This is a genomic window from Novosphingobium sp. 1529 (genome assembly GCF_040544855.1).
GTDB classification, from domain to species: Bacteria; Pseudomonadota; Alphaproteobacteria; order Sphingomonadales; family Sphingomonadaceae; genus Novosphingobium; species Novosphingobium capsulatum.
In genome coordinates, this window is the sequence record NZ_JBEPKW010000002.1 from 84,604 (window position 1) to 103,449 (window position 18,846).

Below are 18,846 nucleotides of genomic sequence, written 5' to 3' on the forward strand. Positions count from 1 at the left end.
GCTTTGCGCGCCAAACGCCCACATGCGCTGGAATGGCCAAGACCAATTTTCCCGCGGGACTCCCTACGCGCCAGCAGGTGCTCGATTTCATCGCCCAGAGTGCAGAGCCAGCCGGCAAGCGCGAGATTGCCAAGGCATTCGGCCTGAGGGGCACGGAAAAGATCGCGCTCAAGGCGCTGCTCAAGGACATGGCCGAAGAGGGCCTGATCGACGGCAACCGCACCGCGTTCCACGCCATGGGCGGCGTGCCCAAGGTGACGGTGCTGCGCGTAGTCGAAATTGATGAAGGCCATGTCCTGGGCATTCCCGACAGCTGGCAGCCCGATGATGCCAGCCCGCCGCCGCGCCTGCGCGTGATCGAGCCCAAGGGCAAGGCGCGTGATCGCCAGGCCGCGCTCAAGCCCGGCGATCGCGTACTCGCCCGCACCGAAGAGGTTGGCGGGCCGGGCAGTGGCAAGTGGCTGGCCCACCCGATGAAGAAGCTGCCGCAGCAAAGCGAGCAGGTCATGGGCGTGGTCGAACTCGATGGCGTGGGCAAGGGTTGGCTCGCCCCGATCGACAAGCGCGAGCGCCACGCCGCGCCGATTTCCGATCTGGGCGGGGCAGAGGCCGGGCAACTGGTGCTGGCAGAGCCGGCGGGACGCAGCCCGCGTTCGGGCATGCGGGTAACGGCAGTGCTGGGCGATCCGCTGGCGCCGCGCGCGTTCAGCCTGATCGCGATCCACAAGCACGGCATCCCGATGGCCTTTGCGCCAGAAGCGCTGGATGAGGCGCACGTCGCTGCCAAGCTGCCGCTCAGCCACGATCACCGCGAAGACCTCCGTGCCCTGCCGATCGTCGCGATCGATCCCAGTGACGCCCGCGATCACGACGATGCCATCTGGGCCGAGCCCGATGGCGAGGGCGGCTTCCGCGCCCTTGTCGCCATCGCTGACGTCAGCTTTTACGTGCGCCCCGGCGGTCAGCTCGATCGCGATGCGCGCAAGCGCGGCAATTCGGTCTATTTCCCCGATCGCGTCGTGCCGATGCTGCCCGAAGTGCTCAGCGCCGATGTCTGCTCGCTGAAATCCGGCGCCGATCGCGCGGCCATGGCCTGCCATCTGCACATTGCCGCCGATGGCCGCATCAAGGATTTCCGCTTTACCCGCGCGCTGGTGCGCATCCACGAAGTCATCGCCTATGAAGAGGCGCAGGCCCGTATTGATGAAGATAGAGCCGAGCCGCACCTGCAGAACCTGTGGGCCGCGTGGCGCCTGCTGGAAAAGGCCCGGGCCGCGCGCGATCCGCTGGAACTGGAACTGCCAGAACGCCGCGTGATGCTCGACGAGAAGGGCCGCATTGCCCAGATCGCCCTGCGCGAGCGGCTCGATGCGCACCGCGTGGTCGAAGATTTCATGATCGCGGCCAACGTGGCCGCGGCCAAGGCGCTGGAAGCCAAGACCGCCCCGGTGGTCTATCGCATCCACGAGCCGCCGAGCCGGGAAAAGCTGCTGGCGCTCAAGGACTATCTCGCCACGTTCGATCGCAAGCTGTCGCTCGGCCAGGTGATCACGCCGGGCCTGTTCAACCGCATGCTCAAAGACGTGACCGACGAGGCGGAAAAGGCGCTGGTGATGGAAGCGGTGCTGCGCAGCCAGACCCAGGCCTATTACGGCCCGCGCAATGCCGGGCACTTTGGTCTGGCGCTGGGCAGCTATGCCCACTTCACCTCGCCGATCCGCCGCTATGCCGACTTGCTCGTGCACCGCGCGCTGGTCGATGCCTATGGCCTGGAGCAGCCGCGTCCCGGTGACCACGCCATTCCCGCCACCTCGGGCCTGTCGGATCGTGACAAGGGCGATCTGGCCCGCGTCTCTGACGCTATCAGCGCTGCCGAGCGCCGCGCGATGGAAGCCGAGCGCGAGACGATCGATCGCTATGTCGCCGCCTGGCTGTCCACCCGCGTGGGCGAGGTGTTCGACACGCGCATCAGTGGCGTGCAGAAATTCGGGCTGTTCGCCACGATCCTGGGCTTGGGCGGCGATGGCCTGGTGCCGGTCTCCACGCTGGGCGCCGAGCGCTTCAACTATGATGAAAAGGCGCAGCGCCTGGTCGGCGAATTGAGCGGCGAGGAATTTGCCATGGGCATGATCCTCAAGCTGCGCTTGGCCGAAGCCAACCCGCTGACCGGCGCGCTCAAGTTCGAGCCGGTGGACGTGGCCGAAGGCGTGCAGCGTATCGAGCGGCGCGGCGGCAAGCTTGACGCCAAGCCCAAGTTCCGCGGCAAGCACATGGTCGGCCAGCGCGGCCGGCCCGGCAACATTCGACACCAGGGCAAGCGCAAGTAAGTTCCTCCCCGGCACGGGGCGGGGGACCGCGCGAAGCGTGGTGGAGGGGATTGGCCGCCTCAAGCGGCGTGTCAGGCCGCAACGCCCCTCCACCAGCCTGCGGCTGGTCCCCCTCCCCGTATCGGGGAGGATCTGGCCGAACCTAGCTCACCGCGTCGATCGTCTCATCGTCCACGCCGCCCGGCACGATCATCAGCACACAGGGCAGGGTGCCCGCGGCTGCGGCAAAGTGGGTGATCAGCGGGCCAGGATTGTCCTGCGCCGCGCCCAGCACCAGCGCCGACACTTCCGGGTGCTCCTTGAGGTATTCGCGTACCACCTGCGGGCCGTTGCCCTGGCGCACGCTGATCAGCGGCGCCAGGCCGGATTCACTGGCGAGGCTGCCGGCCGCGGCGGTGGCGAGCACTTCGGCGCGATCGTGGGCTTCCTGCTCGATCGTGGCCTGCACCCCGGCAAAGGCAACGAATTCCTGGCGTGGTACCAGCGCCAGGATATGCACCCCGCCATTGGTACGCACGGCGCGTCGCGCGGCAAAGCGCAGGGCGCGCGCGGCTTCCTCTGTCTCGTCCATGATCACCAGATAGATGCGCTGCTGGTCTGGCATGTGCTTGATCCGCCCCCGTTTCGCGCAGGTGGTATCGCGAATGCGGGGTTCTGGCAAATAGGTGAGGTGCACGGGCACGGCAGGATGCGTAAAAATCATCGCCTGCGCGCATCGCTAGAGGCTTGACCGAAGGTGCAAGGCTGGTGAAATGGAGTGGTGAAACGGAAATTCGATTTAACCCGAATTTTTGAGAAAAAACCAGTTTTGCAAACCGAATTGACACTTTTGTCAGCAAGGACACGGAAAACAGCCCATGCCCATCGCGATCAAGATGCCCGCCCTGTCCCCAACGATGGAAGAGGGCACGCTGGCCCGCTGGCTCGTCAAGGTTGGTGACAAGGTTTCCTCGGGCGACATCATGGCCGAAATCGAAACCGACAAGGCCACCATGGAATTCGAAGCGGTGGACGAAGGCACGATCGTGTCGATCGACGTGGCCGAAGGCAGCGAAGGCGTGAAGGTTGGCACCGTGATCGCCATGATTGCCGGCGAAGACGAAGATGCCAGCGCCCCGGCACCTGCCGCCCCCGCGCCAGCCAAGGCCGCCGAAGCCGCGCCGACGCCGGCCGCCAGCGCGCCGGCGCCTGCTGCGCCTGCTGCCGCTCCTGCCGCTGCTGCTGCCCCGGCCGCCAAGGGCGATCGCGTCATCGCCACGCCGCTGGCCAAGCGCATCGCCGCTGAAAAGGGCATCGACCTGTCGGCCGTTAAGGGCAGTGGCCCGAATGGCCGCGTGACCAAGGCCGATGTCCTGGGCGCCAAGCCCGGCGCGGCTGCGGCGCCCGCTGCTGCGGCTGCCCCGGCTGCGCCTGCTGCTGCAACGCCGGCCCCGGCTGCTGCACCGACCCCTGCGGCCGTGCCTGATTTCGGGATCCCTTACGAAGCGCAGAAGCTCAACAACGTGCGCAAGACCATTGCGCGCCGCCTGACCGAAGCCAAGCAGACCATCCCGCACATCTACCTTACGGTCGACGTGCGCCTCGATGCGCTGCTCAAGCTGCGCAGCCAATTGAACGCCGCGCTCGAAGCGCAGGGCGTCAAGCTTTCGGTCAACGACCTGCTGATCAAGGCGCTGGCCAAGGCCCTGGTCCAGGTGCCCAAGTGCAACGTCAGCTTTGCCGGCGATGAGCTGCGCAGCTTCACCCGTGTCGACGTGTCGGTGGCCGTGGCCGCGCCTTCGGGCCTGATCACGCCGATCATCAAGGATGCCGGGGCCAAGTCGATCTCGGCTATCGCCACCGAGATGAAGCAGCTGGCCGGCAAGGCCCGCGAAGGCAAGCTGCAGCCGCATGAATTCCAGGGCGGCACCGCCTCGCTGTCCAACCTCGGCATGTTCGGCATCAAGCAGTTCGAAGCCGTGATCAATCCGCCGCAGGGCATGATCCTGGCCGTGGGCGCTGGCGAGCAGCGCCCCTACATCGTCGATGGCGCGCTGGGCGTGGCGACGGTGATGAGCGCCACCGGCAGCTTTGACCACCGCGCGATTGACGGGGCCGATGGCGCCGAACTGATGCAGGCGTTCAAGCAGATCGTCGAAAATCCGTTGGCGCTGGTGGCATGAGCGTAAGCAGCCGCGAGCCGGCCATCCGCGTCACCGCCATGCCGGCGGATTGCAACGCCTATGGCGACATTTTCGGCGGATGGCTGATGTGCCTGATGGACAATGCTGCGGGGCTGATCGCCTCGCGGCGTTGTCGCGGGCGCGCGGTCACCATCGCGCTCGACGGCATGCAGTTCCTCAATCCGGTGAAGGTGGGTGACGAGGTGTCGGTCTATGGCGAAATCGAAAAGACCGGGCGCACCTCGATGACCATCGCCATCGAGGCATGGCGCCGCGAACGCCATCGCGAGCAGTCCTCGATGGTCACCCAGGCCAAGTTCACGTTTGTTGCCGTTGACGGCACCGGCCGGCCCCGCCCGGTTGACGAATAAGGAGAATTCCAAGTGGCTGATCAATATGACGTGATCGTCCTCGGTTCGGGTCCTGGCGGCTATGTGGCGGCAATCCGCTGCGCCCAGCTGGGTCTCAAGACCGCCATTGTCGAGCGCGAGCTGCTCGGCGGCATCTGCCTCAACTGGGGCTGCATTCCCACCAAGGCGCTGCTGCGCTCGGCCGAAGTGCTCAACCACATGAAGCACGCGGCCAGCTATGGCCTGGCGGCCGACAACATTCGCGCCGATCTGGACGCGGTGGTCAAGCGTTCGCGCGGCGTGGCCAAGCAGCTCAATCAGGGCGTGACGCACCTGATGAAGAAGAACAAGATCACCGTGCACATGGGCACGGGCGTCTTGAAGAGCCCCACCAGCATCGAAGTGACCGGCGACCAGGGCACCGAAACGATTTCGGCCAAGCACGTGATCGTGGCCACCGGTGCCCGTGCGCGCGACCTGCCGTTTGCCAAGGCCGATGGCAACCGCGTGTGGACCTATCGCCATGCGATGACGCCCAAGGAACTGCCGAGCAAGCTGCTGGTCATCGGCTCGGGCGCGATCGGTATCGAGTTCGCCAGCTTCTACAACGACATGGGCGCTGACGTGACCGTGGTCGAAATGCTCGATCGCGTCGTGCCGGTGGAAGACGCCGATGTTTCGGCATTCCTCGAAAAGGCGCTGACCAAGCAGGGCATGAAGATCATGACCGGCGCGGGCGTGGAAAGCCTGGCGGTGTCGGCCAATGGCGTGAAGGCCAAGATCAAGGCCAAGGACGGCAAGGTGATCGACGGCGATTACAGCCATGTGATCGTGGCGGTCGGCATCGTGCCCAATACCGAGAACATCGGGCTTGAAGCACAGGGCGTGAAGATGGAGCGCGGCTTCATCCAGATCGACGGCTATGGCCGCACCGGCGCCAAGGGCCTGTGGGCGATCGGCGACGTGACGCCCGGGCCGTGGCTGGCGCACAAGGCCAGCCATGAAGGCGTGATCGCGGCGGAAGCCATTGCGGCCGAACTCGGCAACAAGGACGTGCATCCGCACCCGATGGACCGCGCCAACATCCCCGGCTGCACCTATTGCCACCCGCAGATCGCCAGCGTCGGCCTGACCGAGGCCAAGGCCAAGGAAGCGGGTTACACCGTCAAGGCCGGCACGTTCCCGTTCATCGGCAACGGCAAGGCCATCGCGCTTGGGGAGCCGGAAGGCTTCGTCAAGACGGTGTTCGATGCCAAGACCGGCGAACTGCTGGGCGCGCACATGATCGGCGCCGAAGTGACCGAAATGATCCAGGGCTTTGTCGTGGGCAAGACGCTGGAAACCACCGAGGCCGAACTGATGCACACGGTGTTCCCGCACCCGACCATCAGCGAATCCATGCATGAATCGGTGCTCGCCGCCTACGGCCGCGCCCTGCACATCTAAGGCAAGCGGCCTCCTCCCGCGTGCGGGAGGGAGGCCTATCTACTCCCCTCCCGCGTGCGGGAGGGGCTGGGGGAGGGCATGTTGCACCCCAACCGCCCAGGCTCTTGCCAAACCTCCACCAATCCCCCACGGCCCCGGACATGACGCACGATGTGATCATCCTGGGCGCCGGGGCGGCTGGCCTGTTCTGCGCGGCCACGGCGGCTGTGCGCGGACGCCGCGTGGTTGTGCTCGATCACGCTGAAAAGCCAGGCAAGAAAATCCTGATCTCGGGCGGCGGACGGTGCAATTTCACCAATCTGCACACCGCGCCCGATCGCTATCTGTCCGAAAATCCGCATTTCGCGTGCTCTGCGCTCAGCCGGTTTACCCCGGCCGATTTCATTACCCTGGTCGATGCCCATGGCATTGCCTGGCATGAAAAGACCTTGGGGCAACTGTTTTGCGATGGCTCTGCCCGCCAGATCGTGGATATGCTGATGGACCAGTGCGCCGCCGCTGGCGCGCAGGTGCGCTGCAACAGCCCGATCGCCGCGGTGCGCCACGCCGATGGCCTGTTCCATGTGAGCGCGGGGGAAAGCGCGTTTGCCGCGCCGTCGCTGGTCATCGCCACCGGCGGCCCGGCCATTCCCAAGATCGGCGCCACCGGCTTTGCCTATGACCTGGCGCGGCAATTCGGCCTAAAGGTGGTGCAACCGCGCCCCGCGCTGGTCCCGCTCACGCTGCCGGCCGAAGCGGCCTTGTTTCGTGAGCTTTCCGGCATTGCCGCCCCGGTTGAAGCCAGCTGCGGCAAGGCGCGGTTTCCCGAAGCGGCGCTGTTTACCCATCGCGGGCTGTCCGGCCCGGCGATCCTGCAGGTGTCCTCGTACTGGAAGCGCGGCGAGGTCGTGCGCATCGATTTCCTGCCCGGCCGCAAGGGCGATTGGCTGCTCGATGCCAAGCGCCAGCGTCCGCGCGCCGGCCTGCGCAGCGTGCTGGGCGAGGCGCTGCCCGAACGCCTGGCCACCGCCCTGGCCGATCAGCTTGGCCTGGCCGCTGAAATGGGCAACCTGCCTGACAAGGCCTTGCGCGCCGCGCAGGCGCGCCTGCATGCCTGGGATTTCATGCCCGATGGCAGCGAAGGCTTTGCCAAGGCCGAAGTGACCGCCGGCGGCATCAGCACGGCCGAACTGTCTCAGCGCACGATGGAAGCGCGCAAGGTGCCAGGCCTTTTCGCGATCGGTGAGGCGGTGGACGTGACCGGCTGGCTGGGCGGGTATAATTTCCAGTGGGCCTGGGCCAGCGCGCACGCGGCCGGCATGGCCGCCTGATCGGGGGAATACCTAGGGAAACGCGGGTTGAACCGGCAGAAACCTGCCGGATAACGGCAGGATAATGCCAATTGGGTGCAAGCACGTGCCCTTAAACATACCCGCTGTTGATGGTCTATGTGGCCTGTTCGCCATGGAAAGCCCGCCAGCCGGGCATTGTGCGATCAAGGACCACAGCCCATGCCCAGCTATACCGATGCGTCGGTCGTTTCGACCTATGCGCTCACCGGCAACAAATACTTTGACGCCTTGCTCTATTCCAAGGCCATGTTCCGCTCCAAGTGGTCGACCATTGCCGATGGCAAGACGGCGATCACCTATAGCTTCCCGTGGCTCGATGGCGTCGCCAGCAAGTTTGCCAATGGCTATGGCAGCGAACCGGGCGCGGCCACCCATGGCGCCATGCCCAGCGCGCAGATCGCCAACATCAAGGCGGCGTTCCAGGCGTGGTCTGATGTGGCCAACATCACCTTTACCCAGGTGAGCGAGACCGACAGCGGCAGCGTCGGCGATATCCGCGTCGCGCAATCGTCCAGCGTGAGCGGACAATACTGGGGCTATTGCAAGCTGGTTTCCAACGGCGCGGCCAATGCCCATGGCGATATCTGGATTTCGCCCAATTATGGCAACGGCTCGTTTGCCGTGGGCACCTATAACTACATGGCGATGATGCACGAGGTCGGCCACGCCCTGGGCCTCGATCACCCGTTTGAAGGCAATAAGATGCCCTCGGGCTTTGACGTGCGCAATTACACGATCATGTCCTACACCGATCCCAAGGGGGTGTGGTGGGTGAACAGTGGCACGGGGCAGACCGAATACCTCATCAAGTCGCCGATGGTCTATGACATCGCCGCGATCCAGGCGATCTATGGCGCCAACACCGGCTTTCACGCCGGTGACGATACCTATAGCTATTCGGCCACCGCGCCGTTCTTCGCCGCAATCTGGGACGGCGGCGGCAATGACACGATCGATGTCAGCGCCTTTTCCAAGGGGTGCCGCGTCGATCTGCACGCCGGTGCCTATTCCACCCTGGTGTTCGACAACCTGCAGACGCTGACCAACAATCTGGGCATTGCCTTCAACTGCACGATCGAGAATGCCACCGGCGGCAGCGGGGCTGACAAGCTGGTCGGCAACGATATCGCCAACACCCTGTTCGGCCGCGACGGAGACGATACGCTGACAGGCAATGGTGGCAACGACATGCTCAACGGCGGCGCAGGCAAGGACGTGCTGCTGGGCGGCAACGATGCCGATACGCTGATCGGCGGGGCAGGGCAGGACACGTTGACCGGGGGCGCCGGCGCGGACGCTTTCGTTTTTACCGCCATTTCCGATTTTGCCGGGCAAGACCTGGCCAGTTGCGATGCGATCACCGATTTCAACAAGACGCAGAAAGACGTGATCAAGCTCAACCAGATCGACGCCATCACCACCAATGCCAACGCCGATGATCCCTTCACTTTCATCGGCACCGCCAATTTCCACAAGGTGGCGGGCGAATTGCGCTATATGTACAGCGGTGGCGCCACGGTGATCCAGGGTGACGTCAATGGCGATGGCGTGGCTGATTTCTGGCTGAAAGCGGCGGGCAAGATCGCCTTTGCCGCCACTGATTTCGTGCTCTAGCCTGGACGCCTTGCCAGGGGGAGGAGCGCTCACGCCTCCACTTTGAACCTGTCGTCCGTCCCGTAACGCGGCGGGCTTGCCTACCAAGGCAGGCCTTCAACCGTACGGGAATGCACGCGTGGCCACCTATACCCAGGCATCGCCGGTCAAGACCTATTCGCTGACCGCCGACGCGCGGTTCAATGCCTTGCTCCAGGCCGATCCCGCCTATCGCCTGGCGTGGTCCACGGTCTCTGCCGGCAAGACGGTGGTCAGCTACAGCTTCATCTGGGGCGGCGGCGTCGCTTCGGCCTTTGCCAGCGGCTATGGCACCGAAATGACCGCAGCCACGGTCGGCGCCTTGCCGTCTGGCGACTATGCCAATGTCGCCCTGGCGTTTGCGCAATGGTCCAACGTGGCCAACCTTTCGTTCAAGCAGGTGGCCGAAACCGCCGGTGGCACGGTGGGAGACATTCGCCTGGGCCTGTCCTCGCGCGTGGGCGATGCCTGGGGCTATACCAAGGCCACGGCTGGCGGCCTGGCCAATAGCCACGGCGATATCTGGATCAACCCGCTCTATGGGCGCGATTCCTATGCGGTGAATACCTACAATTTCACCGCGCTGATGCACGAGATCGGCCACGCCTTGGGCCTGGCGCATCCATCCGAAGGCAATATCATCCCTACCGGGTATGATTATCGCAACTACACGATCATGTCCTACAACGATCCCTATGGGGTCTATGCCTATAACCCGGCCAAGGAAGACTTCGACTACATCATCCAGACGCCGATGGTTTACGATATCGCCGCGATCCAGGCGATCTACGGCGCGAACATGAGCTATCATGCCGGCGACAACACCTATGCCTATTCGCCCGGCAGCCCGTTTTACGCCACGATCTGGGATGCCGGCGGCAAGGATCTGATCGACCTGCGCACATTCAAGCTCGATTGCTGGGTCGATCTCCACCCTGGCGCTTATTCCACACTCGGTTTCACCAATGTCAGCGTGTCCAACAACCTGGGCATCGCCTACAACGTGACGATCGAGGATTGCTATGGCGGCGCTGGCAACGATACGCTGGTGGGCAACGAGGCGAACAACGCGCTTTATGGCAACGCCGGCAACGACCGGCTCTATGGCTATGGCGGGAATGACAAGCTTTCGGGCGGCAAGGGGGACGATATTCTCTCGGGCGGCGATGGCAACGATACCTTCTTGGCTGGTGATGACCTGGGCAACGATCGCTATGTCGGCGGCCCCGGCCTCGATCTTGTCACCTATGCCGGCGCCACCGCGGGCGTCACGGTCAACCTGGCCACGGGGGTGGGCGATGGGACCGCCGCCGGCCTGGGCAAAGACACGATCTCGGGCGTTGAGCGCGTTACCGGTTCAGCCCACGCTGATACCCTGCTCGGCGATGCCAATGACAACATCCTGTCGGGCAACGGCGGCAACGACACGATCAACGGCATGGTCGGCGCCGATACCTTGCGCGGCGGATCGGGCCAGGACCGGCTCACCGGCGGCAGCGGCGCCGATCGCTTCGTGTTCGAGCGCGTCATTGAATTTGCCGGAACCACCGCGGCCACGTGTGACGTGATCACCGATTTCAGGCATGCCGAGGGCGACCTGATCGTTCTGACCCCTATCGACGCCAACAGCCTGACCAGCGCCGACGATGCCTTTGCCTTCATCGGCACGGCCGCCTTCCACCATGTGGCGGGGGAGTTGCGCTATGCCATCACCGGCGGTAACACCCTGATTCAGGGGGACATCAACGGCGATGGCCTGGCTGATTTCGCGCTGCTGCTGCAAGGCAGCCTGTCGCTGGTAAAGGGCGATTTCCTGCTCTGAACGGCTACGCACTTTCCGCAGGGGCGCCCAACGGTTTGTTGGCCATGGCGGGTCTAAGCCGGCCAAAATGCCGGAGACGACCATGTTCGGATTGCGCAAAGTCTTTGGGAGCCCTGCAACGCCCACGCCACCCCCCGCCCTGGTGGCGTGGGACCATTCCCCGCCGCCTGTCGAGAGCTTTGTCCCGCTGGCGCAGCCCTCGATGCGCGTGGTGCGCAGCAACAGCATGCTGCACGGGCTGGGCCATGAAACCTTCCGTTTTGGCGATATGGCCGCAGCGCTGGTCATGGCCTATGTGTCCCCGCACATCGATTTCGAAACGGTGGTGCAGCGTTTGCGTCCGTTGTGCGCGCCGTCGCGCGTGGTGGCGGTCACCACGGCGGGCGAACTGTGCGGCGATGGCCAGGGGCCGCTCTATTGCCCCGCCGATGGCGCGTGGGACAGCGTGGTGGTGCAGGTCTTCGGACCCGACCTGTTTGCCGCCACCAGCATCCACGCCGTTCCCCTGGCCAACGAAGATATCCGCGCCGGCAAGCCGGCCAAGGCGCAGGAACGCCGCGTTGACGAGATCGCCGATCACCTCTCGCGCCTGTCCGTGTCCTTCCCGGTACGGCACCATGATACGCTGGCACTCACCCTGATCGACGGGCTTTCCGCCAGCGAGAACTTCTTCATGGAAGCGGTCTATCGCTGCGGCCGCTTCCCATGCGTGTTCATCGGTGGATCGGCTGGCGGCAAGCTGGATTTCCAGGCGACCTGGCTGTTCGACGGCGAACGCTTCTTGCAGGACCATGCGGTTATCGTCTTTGCCAAGATGCGCGAGGGCGCGCGCTTCGGCATCTTCAAGACGCAGAACTTCGTCGATACCGGGCGCAGCGTGATCATCATGGAGGCTTCGGCCGAAACCCGCTGCGTCACTTCGGTGGTGGAGCCCGGCTCGGTGGAGATCGTGCCGGTGGTCGATGCACTCAGCGCCATGATGGGGTGCCAGCCGCACGACCTGGAACAGCGCCTGCAAGGGCACACGTTTGCCATCCGCCTGAACGACCAGCTGTTCGTGCGCTCCATCTCCAGCATCGATGTGGCCGCGGGCGCCGTGCATTTCTATTGCGACATCAATCCCGGCGATGAACTGCACCTAGTGGCGGCCACCGATTTTGCCGGCCAGACCAGGGCCGATCTGGAGGCGTTCCTGCGGGGCAAGCCGCATCCGGTGGGCGCCCTGCTCAACGACTGCATCCTGCGCCGCCTGGGCAATGGCGCGCAGCTTGGCGCGCTCGACGGGCTGTGGGGCGATGTGCCAGCGGGGGGCTTTTCCACGTTTGGCGAATTGCTGGGCATCAACGTCAACCAGACCTTGACGGCGGTGGTCTTCTTCAAACCGGCACCGGGCGAGGTGCTGGCCGAACCGTTCGTGGAGCAGTTCCCCATCCACTATGCGCAGTTCGCGCGCTATTTCGTGGAAACGCGGCTCAACCAGCAGCGCCTGATCAACGGGCTGCGCCAGCAGTTGCTAGGCCGGCTTACCGATTTCGTGATGAAGACCGCGCGCCTCGCGCACGAGCTGGACCAGGTGGCCAGCGGAACCGAGGATGTGCGCCGCAATGTCGATGCGATGCGCACCGAGATCGAGCAGCGGCTGGCGGGCCTTGCCCACAGCGACGGGGAAGGGGTGCTCGATACCGAATTCGGCCATGTCGCCCAGGCCATGGCTCAGCTGCGCGACATCGTCGAAGTGATCGACAAGATCAACATGCAGACCAACCTGCTCTCGCTCAACGCCGGGATCGAGGCGGCACGCGCTGGCGAGGCCGGGCGCGCCTTTGCCATCGTCGCCAACGAAGTGCGCAGCCTGGCCAAGATGACCCGCACCACGCTCGATCAAAGCCGCGAATCGCTGGGCCAGGTCGACAATTCGATGACCCGGCTGGGCGGCCATGTCGCGCAGACAGAGGCCAAGCTGGGCAATGCCCGCAATGGCTTTGATGTCATCACCGCCAGCCTCGGCGCGATGTTCGCCTCGTTCTCGCGCATTGGCGACTTGCTGGGATCGGTGGAACAGATGGCCCGCCAGCAGACCGGCATGATGAGCCAGGTGGAGCTGGAGATAGAGCGCCTGCGCCGGGTGGAGGGGCAGCAGGCGTAAAGCAGTCTAGATCCGGCGCAGCGCGTCGGCCATCACATGGGCCTCATGCTGGCTGGCGATCAGCAGCGGCTGGGTGTCCTGCTCGGCCCGGCGTTCGCTTTCGGGCACCAGTGCGCGTGCGTCGCCGCTCCACTGTGCGGCAATCGCCCGCACTTCGGGCACGATCACCAGCTTGGCCACCACCAGCGATCCGGTCCACAGCGGGATCGACAGCACGAGCGAGGTGATGACGCACTTCACAGCCTTGCCGGGGTGCAGGAAGTTGATGTTCCAGGTCATGGTCAATTCCCGATTGCGCTTTCCCATCGGTCCCGGGGCAGGGGCTAATGGCTGGGGCCTGACATCGGGATGAATGACCAAATTTTCATGTTGGTTCAAAAGGTAGTCTGGGCACTGCGCCGCCAGTGGCCCTGCGGCCATGGCGGCGCAGCAATAGTTCAGGCCGCCACGTAATGCGCCGTGGTCTTGGCCGCCACTTCCTCGGCCGTCACGCCCGGCGCCAGCTCCACCAGGTGGAACGGGCTGTCGTGATCCGGGCGCTGGAACACGGCGAGGTCGGTGATCACCATGTCGACCACGTTCTTGCCAGTCAGCGGGAGGGTGCAATCAGGAATGAACTTGGAGCTGCCGTCCTTGGCGCAGTGCTCCATCACCACGATGATGCGCTTCACCCCCGCGACCAGGTCCATGGCGCCGCCCATGCCCTTGATCATCTTGCCGGGCACCATCCAGTTGGCGATATCGCCGCCCTGCGACACTTCCATCGCGCCCAGCACGGTCAGGTCGATATGCCCACCCCGGATCATGGCAAAGCTTTGCGCGCTATCGAAATAGGCGGTCTGCGGCAGTTCGCTGATGGTCTGCTTGCCGGCGTTGATCAGGTCGGCGTCGACCTCGTCGTCGAACGGGAAGGGGCCGATGCCCAGCATCCCGTTTTCCGATTGCAGCGTCACTTCCATGCCGGCGGGAATGTGGTTGGCCACCAGCGTGGGGATGCCGATGCCCAGGTTCACATAGAACCCATCTTGCAGTTCGCGCGCCGCGCGCGCGGCCATTTCATCACGAGTCCAGGGCATCAGGCGTTCTCCCGCGCACGGGTGGTGCGGAATTCGATCTTCTTGTCATAGGGCGCGCCCAGGACCAGCCGCTGGACATAGACGCCCGGCAGGTGGATGCCATCGGCATCGAGGCTGCCAGTCGGCACGATCTCTTCCACTTCCACCACGCAGACCTTGCCGCAGGTCGCGGCCGGCACATTGAAATTGCGCGCCGTCTTGCGGAACACCACGTTGCCGCTCTCGTCCGCCTTCCACGCCTTGACCAGCGACAGGTCGGCAAAGATCCCGCGTTCCAGGATATAGTCCTGGCCGTCGAAATTCTTCACTTCCTTGCCCTCGGCCACCAGCGTGCCCACGCCCGTCTTGGTGTAGAAGCCGGGAATGCCCGCGCCGCCCGCGCGCATGCGCTCGGCCAGGGTGCCTTGGGGGCAGAATTCCACCTCCAGCTCGCCCGACAGATACTGGCGTTCGAATTCCTTGTTCTCGCCCACATAGGACGAGATCATCTTCTTGACCTGGCGCGTGCGCAGCAGCTTGCCGATGCCTTCGTTGTCGATGCCGGCATTGTTGCTGGCAAAGGTCAGCCCGCTCACCCCGGACTCGCGCACCGCATCCAGCAGCCGCTCGGGGATTCCGCAAAGGCCAAAGCCCCCGCAGGCGATCAGCAGGCCATCGTGCAACAGCCCGTCCAGCGCGGCTGTGGCAGAGGGATAGATCTTGTTGGCCATCGGCACCTCTCCATTGATGCCCCGTCTTACGCCAGCCAATCGATCGGAACTAGCGATACATTGTTATCTTTTATGATAAGACCTGGATATGATACCGCAGGCCCATGAAGCGCCTGGCCATCTATCACCTCGAAACCCTGCTGTGGATTGCCCGCCTGGGCACGTTCCGCGCCGCGGCAGAGCGGCTCAATACTACGCAGCCCGCCATTTCCGCCCGCGTGAAAGAGATCGAGGAGCAATTGGGCGTCGATCTGTTCCGCCGCGAAGGGCGCAACATGGTGCTCACCGCGCGCGGCCGCGCCCTGGTCGCCGATTTCGAGCCGCTGTGGGCCGGCTTCGAACGCGCGCTGTTCAAGGCGAGCGACTTTGGCGGCGCCACCGGCATCGTGCGCATCGGCACCGGCGAGATCGCCGCCGCCAGTTGCCTGCCCGCCTTCGTCGCGGCGGTGGAGCAGGACCTGCCCGGCGTGACGCTGGAGATCGAGCTCGACCTAACCGCCCGCATGCTCCAGCAACTGCTCGCCGGCACCAGCGACATGGTGTTCCTCGCCGGCCCGGTCGCCAGCCCCGGCGTGCGCACCACGCCATTGGGCAGCGTCGCGCTGGTCTGGGCGGCCAGCAAGGCCACGGCGCAGGCCGGCGGCTTCAAGCAAGCGCTGCCGGTGTGGTCGATCCCGGAACACTCACCCATCCACGGCATCATGCGCGAATCCCTCGCGCAGCACGGCATCACGCCGCCAGTCATCCGCACCTGCAACAACGTCCGCGCCTTGGTCGAAATCATCCGCCTGGGCAGCGGCGCCGCGCTGTTGCCCGAAACCATGGTGCGCGGCGAACTGGCGAGCGGGGAACTGGTGCAAGTCCTGCCATCGCCCAAGCGGCAACTGCGCTTCGAAGCGGCGATCAGGAGCGCCGAGCGCGATCCGCTGATCCTGGAGCTGTTCCGGCGGGTTGGTGGGCTGCGGATTGATTAGTCCAAACATTCCCTCCCCTAACCCCTCCCGCTGGCGGGAGGGGCTGGGGGAGGGCCTGTAAGCACCACAGCTCAATTCTACCGCATTCCCCCGGCGCGGCGCGCTGTATTGCGCGCGGCGCGCTGTATTGCGCATCAATCCCGGCCACGATGCGGCGAAAACCGAGAATTGCCTTTCAATTTTTCGGCAGCGTGTTATTAGGGTTGTGCTTACGTCGCATGCGACGGATAAATCGGCAGCTTTATGCCACCCCTTTATCCTTTTCTAGCACTACAGAAGCCGGGATGCGCCGCTGTTGGCGCATGCCCGTCAAACCATGGGATAAAGGGTTATCCATATGACGACCGGAACCGTAAAGTTTTTCAACGTCGACAAGGGCTATGGCTTCATTGCGCCCAATGACGGCGGCACCGATGCCTTCGTGCACATCTCGGCCGTGGAACGCGCCGGCATGCGCACGCTCGAAAAGGACCAGCGCGTTTCCTACGAGTTGGAAACCGATCGCCGTGGCAAGGTTTCGGCAGTCAATCTCCAGGCTGCCTGATGGATGCGGGTCGCGCGGTTGATCCAACCGCGCGACCACACCGCATCTGTCGCTACATGCCAAATTGACATTGCTGGAGGCCGAAAATGTCTGATCCGAAAAATCGCCCGTTCCTGATTAACAAGGATGCGGAAGGCAATTTCCGGCTGACCGTGCGCAGTGTGCGATACAACTCGCAAGGGTATCCGTTGGTCACGGCGGCACTGCAAGACGAACTGTTCAAGACCATGGCTGGGGCACGCACATTCGCGCGCGACAACTTTGGCGCACAGCCGGGCGAATACGCTTCAAAGTAAAGAGCGTTGCTCGCAACGTGAAAAGGAATTGGCATGGCCAAGGGTCAAAAGAAATCCAACAAGGAAGTCCGCAAGCCCAAGGCGGCCAAGCCGCCCAAGCTTAACGCCTCCAATCCATCGACCAAGCCAGCGCCGGTCGGGATCGTCACGATCAAGCGGTGAGCCCGAGCGGGCAACTGCCCTGCTTTGCCACTCTGGCCGCGCCGATGCCAACGCTCGGCGCGCCGTTGGCATGCCGGAAAATCAGCAAGATTGCCGGCATCGCCAACCGGCGGAGCCAGTTTCATGACGGATAGTCCCAGCCTCATCGACCCCCAGTTGCTCGATGCGCACGAAGCGTCTGATATTTCGGCCATCAACGGCATCGTCAGCTTGGCGAATATCCTGCGCGGCCGCAATATTCTGACCGACGCCGAGGCTTCGGCCTTGCACGAGAGCATGAGTTTGCCGCTTGGCATGGCCAAATACGCAGACAATCCATCGGTCCAGGACATTCAGCTCAATCTCGACCGCCTGTTTGCGATGGTCGTCCGCCCGGGTTGAGCCCTACCGCTCCCTGATCGCCGCCTTCAGCCCCAGATGCGCGGCAAGCGCTTTCAAGTCCCGGCCCACGCTGTCGTTGATCAGCACGGCATGGCGATCTTCCACTTCCATCACCAGCACCTCGCCTTCGCGGCGCAGCGTGCTGCCGTTGAGCGCGGAGGGCGCGCCCACGGTGAACCGCCGGCACAGGCGGGTGGCAAGGCCCCAGGCCTGGGCTTCGCGCAGCGAAGCGGGGGTGGCGAGAAGGTTGAGGTCTTCGGGCAGCGTCAGCTTGCCGGTATTGGCGATCATCGCGGCGGCAAGCATCGCGCGATCGCGCGCGGTCGCGCCGATCCAGCGTTTGCGCAGGCCCCATTCGTGCGCCAGGTCGCCGCGCAGGTTGGGCTCCACCGTGGCCGAGGCCATGCACAGCATCGTGGCGGCCAAGCGTAGGCGCTCGCGCCGGTCGGGCCCGTCGGTCTGCACCACGCCGGCGGTCCAGCCGGCGACCATGCTCGCGGTGTTGGGCGAAATGCCATGTTCCTGCGCAAAGGCAGAGGCGCCGGCAACCAGCGGTTCCTGCCCGCGCACGGCATCGGGCATGGCTTCCCACAGCACGCCTTCGCGCAGGCCCCAAGCCGAAAACACCAGCCGTTCAGGCTTTAGCCGCGCGATCAGCACGGCGAGCAGCGCGGCGGTATCGGGCAGGCTGGTAAGGCGCCCGCCGGAAACCCCGGCGATCGGCGCCACGGCCTCTCCCTTGCGCCGCGCCAAGGACTTGGCCAGCTTCAGCGCCAGGGCGGGATCGGCGACATAGCCGTGCGGATCATCGATCGGAAAGCGCGTTTCCACCATCATGTGGCGGGCAAAGGCGCGCAGCGAGCCGCCGACGAGATAGAGCGTCTGCCCCGGCGTGGCTTTCCATTCCGCCTTGGCCAGCGCCTTGGTGATCTTCTGCCCGAACGCGCGCTGCCCTTCGGCGCGCAGCGCGGGCAGGCGCAGCGTGCCCAGCGGCAGGCTGACCCCATGGGTGCAGCGCTGCCCGTCCACATCGACCAGTTCCAGGCTGCCACCACCCAGATCGCCCACCACGCCCTTGGCCTTGGGAAAGGCGCCCAGCACGCCGTGCGCGCTGGTGATCGCCTCTTCCTCGCCCGAGAGCAGGCGCGGGGCAAAGCCCAGCTTGGCGATGGCATCGAGAAAGGCCGCGCCATTGCGTGCGTCGCGGCTGGCGGCGGTGGCCACCACGTCGAGTTCGGTCACCCCCTGCAGTGCCAGGATCGCCTTAAACCGGGCGAGCGAGGCCAGCGCCAGGGCCATGGCCTTGGGCGAAAGATCGCCGCTTTCCGCAACGCCCTTGCCCAGGCGCGCGGTCACTTTCTCGTTGTGCAGCACCTTGGGCGCGCGCAGCGGCTGGCCATAGATGACCAGGCGCACGGTGTTGGAGCCGATATCGATAATGGCGCGCTTGGGCGCTTCTTTGCCACGGGACAGGCCAAATGCCATCG

At 64.7% G+C, this 18,846-nt stretch carries 18 protein-coding genes; 13 read left to right on the forward strand and 5 right to left on the reverse strand.

Annotated features, from left to right (window positions below; all coding sequences use genetic code 11):
• The first annotated feature begins 32 nt into the window (after nucleotides 1-32).
• Nucleotides 33-2,327, forward strand: coding sequence for a ribonuclease R family protein (locus tag ABIC78_RS05760; protein ID WP_354488241.1), 2,295 nt, complete (start codon nucleotides 33-35; stop codon nucleotides 2,325-2,327).
• A gap of 142 nt (nucleotides 2,328-2,469) precedes the next feature.
• On the opposite strand, the gene ABIC78_RS05765 is transcribed toward ABIC78_RS05760, so the two are convergent.
• Nucleotides 2,470-2,931 (reverse strand): universal stress protein, encoded by a 462-nt coding sequence (locus tag ABIC78_RS05765; RefSeq protein ID WP_062783000.1) that lies wholly within the window; start codon nucleotides 2,929-2,931, stop codon nucleotides 2,470-2,472.
• Between the two features lie 253 nt (nucleotides 2,932-3,184).
• On the opposite strand from ABIC78_RS05765, the gene ABIC78_RS05770 reads away from it, so the two are divergent.
• From ABIC78_RS05770 to ABIC78_RS05800, 7 genes are all read left to right on the forward strand, one after another.
• Nucleotides 3,185-4,489: a pyruvate dehydrogenase complex dihydrolipoamide acetyltransferase gene (locus tag ABIC78_RS05770; protein WP_179562949.1), complete on the forward strand. Its 1,305-nt coding sequence runs from the start codon at nucleotides 3,185-3,187 to the stop codon at nucleotides 4,487-4,489.
• Nucleotides 4,486-4,860, forward strand: a complete 375-nt coding sequence (locus ABIC78_RS05775) for an acyl-CoA thioesterase (protein ID WP_022677071.1) — start codon at nucleotides 4,486-4,488, stop codon at nucleotides 4,858-4,860. Before ABIC78_RS05770 ends, ABIC78_RS05775 begins: the two co-directional genes overlap by 4 nt.
• A gap of 12 nt (nucleotides 4,861-4,872) precedes the next feature.
• Entirely contained in the window at nucleotides 4,873-6,285 is a 1,413-nt protein-coding gene (gene lpdA, locus ABIC78_RS05780; RefSeq protein WP_354488243.1) for a dihydrolipoyl dehydrogenase, read from the forward strand.
• Nucleotides 6,286-6,425: 140 nt separating this feature from the next.
• Complete coding sequence (locus ABIC78_RS05785) at nucleotides 6,426-7,595, forward strand: BaiN/RdsA family NAD(P)/FAD-dependent oxidoreductase (protein WP_354488245.1); 1,170 nt, start codon at nucleotides 6,426-6,428, stop codon at nucleotides 7,593-7,595.
• Between the two features lie 180 nt (nucleotides 7,596-7,775).
• Nucleotides 7,776-9,230 carry a M10 family metallopeptidase gene (locus tag ABIC78_RS05790; protein WP_354488247.1) on the forward strand — a complete coding sequence of 485 codons (1,455 nt, stop codon included), beginning with the start codon at nucleotides 7,776-7,778 and terminating at the stop codon, nucleotides 9,228-9,230.
• 118 nt (nucleotides 9,231-9,348) lie between these two features.
• Nucleotides 9,349-11,070: a M10 family metallopeptidase C-terminal domain-containing protein gene (locus ABIC78_RS05795; RefSeq protein ID WP_354488249.1), complete on the forward strand. Its 1,722-nt coding sequence runs from the start codon at nucleotides 9,349-9,351 to the stop codon at nucleotides 11,068-11,070.
• A gap of 67 nt (nucleotides 11,071-11,137) precedes the next feature.
• Complete coding sequence (locus ABIC78_RS05800; RefSeq protein ID WP_354488251.1) at nucleotides 11,138-13,216, forward strand: FIST N-terminal domain-containing protein; 2,079 nt, start codon at nucleotides 11,138-11,140, stop codon at nucleotides 13,214-13,216.
• Between the two features lie 6 nt (nucleotides 13,217-13,222).
• On the opposite strand, the gene ABIC78_RS05805 is transcribed toward ABIC78_RS05800, so the two are convergent.
• The 3 genes from ABIC78_RS05805 to ABIC78_RS05815 all read right to left on the reverse strand — a co-directional run bounded on the left by ABIC78_RS05805 (nucleotide 13,223) and on the right by ABIC78_RS05815 (nucleotide 15,002).
• Nucleotides 13,223-13,495: a hypothetical protein gene (locus ABIC78_RS05805; RefSeq protein WP_022677077.1), complete on the reverse strand. Its 273-nt coding sequence runs from the start codon at nucleotides 13,493-13,495 to the stop codon at nucleotides 13,223-13,225.
• Nucleotides 13,496-13,653: 158 nt separating this feature from the next.
• The gene (locus ABIC78_RS05810) at nucleotides 13,654-14,292 is read right to left on the reverse strand and encodes a CoA transferase subunit B (protein ID WP_022677078.1); all 639 of its coding nucleotides are present in this window, start codon (nucleotides 14,290-14,292) and stop codon (nucleotides 13,654-13,656) included.
• Nucleotides 14,292-15,002, reverse strand: a complete 711-nt coding sequence (locus ABIC78_RS05815; RefSeq protein WP_022677079.1) for a CoA transferase subunit A — start codon at nucleotides 15,000-15,002, stop codon at nucleotides 14,292-14,294. Before ABIC78_RS05815 ends, ABIC78_RS05810 begins: the two co-directional genes overlap by 1 nt.
• Nucleotides 15,003-15,106: 104 nt before the next feature.
• Here ABIC78_RS05815 and ABIC78_RS05820 point away from each other — a divergent pair, with 104 nt between their 5' ends.
• The 5 genes from ABIC78_RS05820 (at nucleotide 15,107) to ABIC78_RS05840 (ending at nucleotide 17,359) form a co-directional block, all read left to right on the forward strand.
• Nucleotides 15,107-15,976, forward strand: a complete 870-nt coding sequence (locus tag ABIC78_RS05820; RefSeq protein ID WP_022677080.1) for a LysR family transcriptional regulator — start codon at nucleotides 15,107-15,109, stop codon at nucleotides 15,974-15,976.
• Nucleotides 15,977-16,313: 337 nt separating this feature from the next.
• On the forward strand, nucleotides 16,314-16,520 hold the full coding sequence (locus ABIC78_RS05825) for a cold-shock protein (RefSeq protein WP_022677081.1): 207 nt from the start codon (nucleotides 16,314-16,316) through the stop codon (nucleotides 16,518-16,520).
• A gap of 86 nt (nucleotides 16,521-16,606) precedes the next feature.
• On the forward strand, nucleotides 16,607-16,816 hold the full coding sequence (locus ABIC78_RS05830; protein WP_062782566.1) for a hypothetical protein: 210 nt from the start codon (nucleotides 16,607-16,609) through the stop codon (nucleotides 16,814-16,816).
• A 33-nt stretch (nucleotides 16,817-16,849) separates the two neighbouring features.
• Nucleotides 16,850-16,978 (forward strand): hypothetical protein, encoded by a 129-nt coding sequence (locus ABIC78_RS05835; protein WP_255352173.1) that lies wholly within the window; start codon nucleotides 16,850-16,852, stop codon nucleotides 16,976-16,978.
• Nucleotides 16,979-17,101: 123 nt separating this feature from the next.
• On the forward strand, nucleotides 17,102-17,359 hold the full coding sequence (locus ABIC78_RS05840; RefSeq protein WP_022677084.1) for a hypothetical protein: 258 nt from the start codon (nucleotides 17,102-17,104) through the stop codon (nucleotides 17,357-17,359).
• A gap of 3 nt (nucleotides 17,360-17,362) precedes the next feature.
• Here the strand turns inward: ABIC78_RS05840 and ABIC78_RS05845 are convergent, their stop codons facing one another.
• Nucleotides 17,363-18,844, reverse strand: a complete 1,482-nt coding sequence (locus ABIC78_RS05845; RefSeq protein ID WP_354488257.1) for a Ppx/GppA phosphatase family protein — start codon at nucleotides 18,842-18,844, stop codon at nucleotides 17,363-17,365.
• Between the last annotated feature and the right edge of the window lie 2 nt (nucleotides 18,845-18,846).